This is a genomic window from Mycobacterium gastri, from assembly GCF_002102175.1.
Classification (GTDB): domain Bacteria; phylum Actinomycetota; class Actinomycetes; order Mycobacteriales; family Mycobacteriaceae; genus Mycobacterium; species Mycobacterium gastri.
The window spans coordinates 23,278-31,227 of record NZ_LQOX01000090.1 but is presented as its reverse complement, the minus strand read 5'-3'; the positions used below and the strand labels follow the sequence as shown (position 1 = coordinate 31,227).

Genomic DNA, 7,950 nt, shown 5'->3' with positions numbered 1-7,950 from the left:
CCAGCCCACCAAGACCGCGGCCAACCCCGCACCAACACGTTCCATCACCCCGAAAAACTGCTCCGCGACGGAGACGAAGACGACGAAACGGAGTAGCCGCATCAACTCGGCAGTGTTGCGAGCACACCAATTGTGTTTGCCGCCACCATGATTACGCGCCGCCAGCAGGTTACAACGGAGTCTGCGGCGGGTGCCAGGCGCCCGTGAGAACCAAGAATTCATAGCCCTGCCAGCAGCGTCACCAGTCCCGCGCCGCTTGCAGGGCCATGATGAATTCGTCGATCGGCGAGGCCGACGATATCGCGGTGGGTAGGGAACTGAGCGCCGACAGCGGATTCGACGAATGCGCTCCGGAGACGTCCGACAGTGACAACCCGGATAGCGACGCCCATGCCTGGGTTGCCAGGATGCTCAGATCGTCGCCGGCGGCACTGATTCCCTGCTGTGTTCCGGTGGCCCGAGCGGCCAGGACGGTCTGCGGGTCGATCGGTGGAAAGAGCCCGAACGGGGTGGGCACATCGGCCGGTCCGGTCGAGTAGCCATGGGCCGGATCGCCATAACCGAGGTTGACCAGGATCCGCAGATTCGGTTCTACCAAATCCGCAATCATATTGCCCAGCAACGGGATCTGCCGCACCGGCTGCAGGCTGCAGCATCGGCAGGTGCGGGACAGTCATCATCGAGTAGGTGGTGTTGCCGGTAAAGCCCGCAGACCACGGCAACTGAACCAGGTTATAGCCCGGGGGGGAGCGCCGACGGGTCGAGGAATGGATACAGGCCATGCACATAGTACAGACCCGCAAAGGCGTTGAGGTCGCAGATGATATTGATCGGGTACTGCGGCCAGTCGGCGATGCCGTCGTATTCCAGGGTGTAAATGTGTGTCGGCCAGACCGTGTTCGGCGGCGTCGCGCCGTAGAACGTCTGGCCCAGGCTCGGCAGGCTCAGACCCGCGAAGCGCGCAAGGAGGCCGCCGTTGGGATTCATCGGTTCACCCAGCCGCAGTCGGGGCACCACTCGCAACGGGCGCCACGTTATCGTGGCGGCCGAGTTCTGGCCGCGCACAACGCTAACCCCGGTTGGCCAACCATTCGGCTTGCATGGTCAGCAGCCGCGGCAACTCCTGGCGCGGGGAGGCCGAGTCGAGCTCGCGGTAGCGCTGATAGATATTGACGACGACCCGTTCGGAGTCCAGCCAGGCCGCGTAGTCGCCGAGGTCGATGGTCTCAACGGCCTCGACGAACGACAACCCGTTGCGGTAGGCGGCTTCGGCTTGTTCGGCGACGTGCGCCAGATAGCCACGGACGGCACGGATCCCGTCGCAGTCGGTAACCGGGCCATGACCCGGCACCACGACGGCCGGCTCCAGCGCGATCATGGCGTCACAAGCCGCGATCCAGTTAGCGATCGGGCCGGCCCAGACAATCGGCGTGCAGCCGATGAACAGCAGATCCCCGGCGAAGAGCACCCTGGCGTCGGGCACGTGCACCACCGAGTCGGCGGCGGTGTGGGCGGGTCCGAGGTTCAGCAGTTCCACCCGCCTGCCGCCGACATCGATGGTCCACTGACGGTCGAAGGTCTGGTCGGCGTTGCGTACCGTGATGCCGCTGAAGTCGAAGTGCCCGAAGCGGTCTCGCGCATACCCGGTGGCGACCGGGCCCAGGTCGGCGGTTTGCAGCCGGGCCAGCATGTCCGGGTGCATGCCATGCGCGATCTCCTCGGCCGTGCCTTTGGCGGCGATGATCCGGACCGAGCGATCCAACAGTTGGTTGCCGTGGGTGTGGTCGCCGTTGGAGTGGGTGATCAGCGCGTCGGTGATGGGTGCACGATCGGTGATCGGCTTCATCGCGTCCAGCATCTCGCGGGTCAGGGCCAGATCAAACAGCGTGTCCACCAACAACGATGCGCCGTCGCCGGCGACCAGCCCGGCGTTGCTCCAGCCGTACCCACCGTCCGGCAGCGTCCAGGCCCACACCCGGTCGGCGACCTCGTGCAGCCCGCGTGTGTAGGGCACTCGCGCCGGCGCCGGGTTGACCCGGGTCCGCGGCGGCGGCGCGTCGGGGTTGGGCCGGGGCGTCAATCGATGCGGCGCCGAGCTGACCCGCACGGTCTGGCGCGTCTCACCGAGTCCCTCGACGCGCAGGGTCACCACGTCGCCGTCGTGCAGCCAGCCCGGGAACAACTCGAGGTTGCCCAGGTGCTCCACCAGCGTGCAGGTGGGCACCGTGCCGGAGCCGAACACGTCACCGGGTCGCAGCATCACCCCGCGGGAGGCGTAGGAGATCACCTCGCCGAAGGTCCAGTCCATCGCCGCGGTCGAGCCCGAGCCGATCACGGTGTCATTGACCAACGCGATGGCCTGCAGGCTCAGCCTGCCGTCGCGGCGGTAGAACTCGAGCTCGTCCGGGGTAACCAGACACGGGCCTAGGGTGACTCCGCTGTCTTTGCCCTTGGCCTGTCCGATCCGCAGCTGGCTCTCCAGCATCTGCAGGTCGCGTGCCGACCAGTCGTTGAAAATCGTGTAGCCGACGATCGACTGTTCGGCCTGCTCAACCGTCAGGTCCTTGCCGCCGGTTCCGATCACCGCGGCGATTTCCAATTCGAAGTCCTGCCAGGCACTTCCGGGTGCCGTCGGCGCATCGTCGTAGGGCCCCAGAACCGTTGCCGGACAAGCGAAGTAGAACGCAGGGATGCGATACCAGGTGTCGACGAGCACTCGGCCCCCGCCCATGGTCTCCTGGCAGTTGCGCATATGGTCCAGGAAGCACAGCGAGTCTCGGATCGACGGCGGGCGCGGGATGGGCGCCGCCAGCGACACGTCGTCGAGACCGACGACGGCAGCCGGTGCCCGCAACGCGGCCTCGCCGGCGTCGCGCAGCCCCTCGGCGCCACCGCCGAGCAGGTCGATCAGCGCTACTCCCGGTGGCAGCGCGTAGATCTTGTCACCGGACAGCACGCCGGCCCGTTCACCGTCCTCGCTCCGGTACGTCACCCACTTCATTCCCGCACCACCTCACTCGGGTCCTTGTCCGGACGCAGCCCGCGCCAACTCGTTTGCCGCAGCCGACCGTCCGGGGTCCATTCGCTGTAGCGCACCTCGCCGACCAGCGTCGGCCTGACGAACGTGACACCCTTGGCCTCACGCGCCGGAAGCGAAGGGCCGAAAGGGCTTTCGTCGGTGTGCAACGGCGCCAGCGTCCTTTTCAAGTTGTCCAGGTCGCGTTCGGTGAAACCCGTTCCCACTCGCCCGGCGAAATGCAGCGCGGAAGGACCGGGAATGCCCATCAGCAGCGAGCCGATGCCGCTGCTGCGGCCGCCCTCCCCGGCCCGCCAGCCGCCGATGACGACCTCCTGGGTGTTCCAGTGCTTGTCCTTGATCCATGCCGCCGAACGCCGGCCCGGCTGATAACCGGAATCGCGCCGCTTGGCGATCACCCCCTCCCAGCCGCGCTTGCGGGAGTATTCCATGGCCTCGGCTCCATCGCCGGGCAGCAGCTCGGGAACGATGAGTTCACTTGCGGCACCCAGCGTTTCCAGTAGTTTGCGACGGTCCTGATATTTCGCCCGCAGCAGCGAGCGGCCGTCGAGGTAGAGCAGATCGAACGCCCAGAACTCGATGCGGGTGGCGCGGACCCGGTTCTGCATTTCGTTGAAGCTGGGCACGCCGGCGGAGTCGAGCGCGACCACCTCCCCGTCGAGCACCACGTGGTGATCAGCGAGATCAGCTGCCAGCGAGCGCAATTGCGGGAATTCCCCGGTGACGTCGCGGCCGCTGCGGGAGCGCAGCCGAACGGCCCCGTGGTCGGCTTCCACCAGTAACCGGTAGCCGTCCCACTTGCCCTCGAAGGCCCACTGACCCCTCTTCAGACGCGCCACCGAACCATGGGTGGTGAGCATCGGAGCGAGACTGTCGAAGTCGAACACCTGCTGGTCTTTCATGCGGTGCGCCAGCCACTGGTCACCGTCGGTTTGAATCAGCGCGTATCGCCCGGAGATCCGATTACCGTGCAGGTTGACGATCACTTCACCTTTTTCGGCCCCTTTTTCGGGCCCGTCGCGGAACTTTTCGGTTTCGTAGGTGCCGGAGTCCCAGATGATCACCGTGCCGGCGCCGTACTCCCCCTTAGGGATGGTGCCCTGAAATGTCGCATATTCCAGCGGATGATCTTCGGTGCGCACCGCGAGATGATTCACCGAGGTGGTATCCGGCAGGTTCTTCGGCACCGCCCACGACACCAGCACGCCGTCGCGTTCCAGCCGGAAGTCGTAGTGCAGCCGGCGAGCGTGGTGCTCCTGGATGACAAATGTATTACCTTGACCGACAACCGGTTTTGACCGAGGAACCGGCTCCGGGGTCTTCGACGCGTCGCGCATGCTGCGGTACTTGGTCAGCCGGTCCGCGCCGGGCAGGTCGGCATCCAACGGCGCGAGCAGATCACCGTCGCGGGCCACCCGGGGCAGTACCTCGTCATAGCGCAGCTGGCGCAGCCCGGGATCGTCGAGTTCGTCCCAGGAGCGGGGTGCCGCGACCGTCGGCTGGTCGCGGCCGCGCAGCGAGTACGGCGCGATGGTGGTCTTGGACCCGTTGTTCTGGCTCCAGTCCAGAAACACCTTGCCCGCCCGCAGGCTCTTGGTCATGGTCGCGGTGACCAACATGGGCATCGTCTTCTCCAGCTGTTGCGCAACGCGTTTGGCCAGCATCGTGGCGCCTCTGCTGCTCACCGGCTGATCCAGCGGTGCGTACAGATGCAGGCCCTTGCTGCCGCTGGTCAGCGGGAAGGTGGTCAGCCCGATATCGGCGATCAGGTCCCGGACCGCATGCGCGACCTCGGCCAGCTGGGCCATCGTCACGCCCTCGCCCGGGTCCAAGTCGAACACCAATCGGGTAGCCGGGCCGGGTTTTAACTCCTGCGCCCCGCGTCGCGTCCATTCGGCGACGAACCGCCACTGCGGCACGTGCACCTCGAGCGCCGCCTGCTGGGCTATCCAGGCCAGCCCCGTCGCGCTGTCGATGATCGGATAGGTCGTGGTTCCGGACCGGTGCACAACGCTTGCCCGCGGCAGCCAGTCCGGCGCCGAGGATGCCAGCTGCTTTTCGAAGAACGAAGGCTGGTCGACGCCGTTGGGCCAGCGTTTGCGGGTCGCCGGACGCCCGGCGATATGCGGCACCATCACCTCGGCGATGCGGGTGTAGTAGTCGAAGACGTCACGCTTGGTGGTCCCGGTCGCCGGATAGAGCACCTTGTCCGCGTTGGTCAGCGTCACCCGCTGCTCCGTCGCCGAACCCATACCCTCAACGTAACCTGTCGACATGACGCGCGGTCTGGTGATCGGCGAAGCCCTGGCCGGCAGCGTCGAGGTCCGGTTGCCGCCGAGCACCGCGGCGAACGTCGCGGCCGGATTGGCAAAGCCGGGCCGCGTGGACCGGGGCTTGCTGGGCGCCGACCGGCGTGCCCGGCTGCGACGTATCAGCGTCGACGAACTAGACTCGCCGGCTTAGCTTTTCAGCAGATCGGCGCGAATGCGCGAGTGGGCGTCTGCGAAATTGCCGGTGCGAGGCCTGGCGGCGGGGATCGCACCGCGCGCTAAGCCGCCGCGGCGTCGCTGTTAACCGCCCCGCGTTGTGGGCATACTGACTCCATGCGCTCCATCTGGAAGGGTTCGATCGCTTTCGGCCTGGTGAACGTGCCGGTCAAGGTATACAGCGCCACCGAAGACCATGACATCAAGTTTCACCAGGTCCACGCCAAGGACAACGGGCGCATCCGCTACAAGCGGGTGTGCGAGGTGTGCGGCGAGGTGGTCGAATACGGCGACCTGGCGCGGGCCTACGAATCCGACGACGGCCAGATGGTGATCATCACCGACGACGACATCGCCACGTTGCCCGAGGAACGCAGCCGCGAGATCGAGGTCCTCGAATTCGTCCCGGCCAGCGAAGTGGATCCGATGCTGTATGACCGTAGCTACTTCCTGGAACCCGACACCAAATCATCTAAATCCTATGTGCTGCTGGCTAAGACGCTTGCAGAGACGGACCGGATGGCGATCGTGCATTTCACCCTGCGCAACAAGACCCGGCTGGCGGCGTTGCGGGTCAAGGATTTCGGCAAGCGCGACGTGATGGTCGTACATACATTGTTGTGGCCGGACGAGATTCGCGACCCTGACTTCCCGATACTGGACAAGAAGGTCGAAATCAAACCGGCGGAGCTCAAGATGGCCGGCCAAGTGGTGGAGTCGATGGCCGAAGACTTCAACCCGGACCGCTATCGCGATACCTACCAGGAGCAGCTACGGGAACTCATAGACGCCAAACTTGAAGGCGAGGAAGCGTTTACCGCCGAGGAGCAACCGACTGAACTGGACAAGACCGAAGACGTCTCCGATCTGCTCGCCAAGCTGGAAGCCAGCGTCAAGGCGCGCTCGGGCGACAAGAAACCACCGGCAGCGAAGGCGGCCAAGAAGGCACCGGCACGCAAGAAGGCCCCCGCGAAACAACCGTCGAAGTCCTGACCCGTGCAGCCGCAATTCACATATGCTCGTCGTGCTGCCGAGAGGAGTATGCCGTGAGGTTCACCGGATCTGGACGAACTCGAGCCGCGCTGAGCCTGCTACTGGTCAGCACTCTGGTCTTGGCAGCGTGCGGCGGCCGTTCCGGAACAACGTCGTCGTCGACCGGATCCAGCACCCCCAGCGTCCCGGTGAACTGCGGCGGCAAGAAGAAGCTCCTGGCGGCGGGTTCGACGGCGCAAAAGAACGCGATCGAACAGTTCGTGTATGCCTACATTCATGCCTGCCCGGGCCACACGCTGGACTACAACGCGAATGGCTCGGGCGCCGGCATGAAGCTCTTCCTGGGCAACCAGACCGATCTGGCCGGCTCCGATTCCCCGATGGATCCGGCGAAAGGCGAGCCCGACAAGGCCGCGGCACGCTGCGGGTCGGAAGCGTGGGACCTGCCGGTGGTGTTCGGCCCGATCGCGGTCACTTACAACATCAACGGCGTCAGCACGCTCAAATTGGACGGCCCCACCTTGGCGAGGATCTTCAACGGTGCCATCAGCAAGTGGGACGACCCGGCGATCACCGCCCTCAACTCGGGTACCAGCCTGCCATCGACACCCATCCACGTCGTCTTCCGCAGCGACCAGTCCGGCACCACGGACAACTTCCAGAAATACCTCGATGCCGCTTCCAACGGCGCGTGGGGCAAAGGCGTCGGCCAAACATTCAACGGAGGTGTCGGCGAAGGCGCCGCGGGCAATGACGGCACGTCGCAAGCGCTGAAGCGAACCGACGGGTCGATCACCTACAACGAGTGGTCCTACGCGGTCGGTCACCAACTGAACATGGCTCAGATCATCACCTCGGCCGGCCCGGAGCCGGTGACGATCACCGCCGAGACCGTCGGCAAGACCATCGCCGGGGCCACGTTCAAGGGCCAGGGCAACGACTTGGTGGTGGACACATCCTCGTTCTATCGGCCGACCAAGGCCGGCGCCTACCCGATAGTGCTGGTGACGTACGAGATCGTCTGCTCGAAATATCCCGACGCGCCCACCGGTGCCGCCGTAAAAGCGTTTATGCAGGCCACAATTGGCGACGGCCAGATCGGTTTGGACGAGTATGGGTATATTCCGCTGCCGAGTTCGTTCCAATCGAAATTGATCCCGGTGGTCAACGCCATCGCATAATCGGCCGTCATCCCGCGGGGGCTCTTGCGCAGCCGGTCCGGCCTGGCGGATTTCTGCCGATCACCGGACGAATCGCCAAGTGTCGCAACGGTCTCGGTAGCCAGCGCTGGCCGCGGTGCTAATGCGACCCGTAATTTATCCTGAGCCGCAGGTCAGAAATCACTGAGAGTAAACCCGATTCTGTTGTGTGCCCGGTCTTTGAGGATTTACCGTGTGTTAACTAACCATGTCCGGTGGATCGGCGGGCCGGACG

Annotated in this window: 8 protein-coding genes; 4 read left to right on the top strand and 4 right to left on the bottom strand. The window is 65.1% G+C overall.

The window, feature by feature from the left end; genetic code table 11:
* A partial coding sequence (locus AWC07_RS28585) for a hypothetical protein (protein WP_244187537.1) occupies nucleotides 1-96 on the top strand: 96 nt, incomplete at its 5' end.
* A gap of 142 nt (nucleotides 97-238) precedes the next feature.
* On the opposite strand, the gene AWC07_RS29760 is transcribed toward AWC07_RS28585, so the two are convergent.
* The 4 genes from AWC07_RS29760 to AWC07_RS09150 all read right to left on the bottom strand — a co-directional run bounded on the left by AWC07_RS29760 (nucleotide 239) and on the right by AWC07_RS09150 (nucleotide 5,289).
* A complete protein-coding gene (locus tag AWC07_RS29760; RefSeq protein WP_051507777.1) occupies nucleotides 239-637 on the bottom strand; it encodes a hypothetical protein in 399 nt (132 codons plus the stop codon).
* Between the two features lie 95 nt (nucleotides 638-732).
* Nucleotides 733-1,017, bottom strand: a complete 285-nt coding sequence (locus AWC07_RS29755) for a PE-PPE domain-containing protein (RefSeq protein ID WP_425271236.1) — start codon at nucleotides 1,015-1,017, stop codon at nucleotides 733-735.
* A gap of 52 nt (nucleotides 1,018-1,069) precedes the next feature.
* The gene (locus AWC07_RS09155) at nucleotides 1,070-3,001 is read right to left on the bottom strand and encodes a fumarylacetoacetate hydrolase family protein (RefSeq protein WP_036409217.1); all 1,932 of its coding nucleotides are present in this window, start codon (nucleotides 2,999-3,001) and stop codon (nucleotides 1,070-1,072) included.
* Nucleotides 2,998-5,289: an ATP-dependent DNA ligase gene (locus AWC07_RS09150; RefSeq protein WP_036409214.1), complete on the bottom strand. Its 2,292-nt coding sequence runs from the start codon at nucleotides 5,287-5,289 to the stop codon at nucleotides 2,998-3,000. Before AWC07_RS09150 ends, AWC07_RS09155 begins: the two co-directional genes overlap by 4 nt.
* Nucleotides 5,290-5,311: 22 nt before the next feature.
* Here AWC07_RS09150 and AWC07_RS09145 point away from each other — a divergent pair, with 22 nt between their 5' ends.
* The 3 genes from AWC07_RS09145 (at nucleotide 5,312) to pstS (ending at nucleotide 7,697) form a co-directional block, all read left to right on the top strand.
* Nucleotides 5,312-5,500: a hypothetical protein gene (locus AWC07_RS09145; protein ID WP_036409211.1), complete on the top strand. Its 189-nt coding sequence runs from the start codon at nucleotides 5,312-5,314 to the stop codon at nucleotides 5,498-5,500.
* Between the two features lie 140 nt (nucleotides 5,501-5,640).
* Nucleotides 5,641-6,516: a non-homologous end joining protein Ku gene (ku, locus tag AWC07_RS09140; RefSeq protein WP_036409208.1), complete on the top strand. Its 876-nt coding sequence runs from the start codon at nucleotides 5,641-5,643 to the stop codon at nucleotides 6,514-6,516.
* 53 nt (nucleotides 6,517-6,569) lie between these two features.
* A complete protein-coding gene (gene pstS, locus AWC07_RS09135; protein WP_036409206.1) occupies nucleotides 6,570-7,697 on the top strand; it encodes a phosphate ABC transporter substrate-binding protein PstS in 1,128 nt (375 codons plus the stop codon).
* The last annotated feature ends 253 nt before the right edge of the window (nucleotides 7,698-7,950 follow it).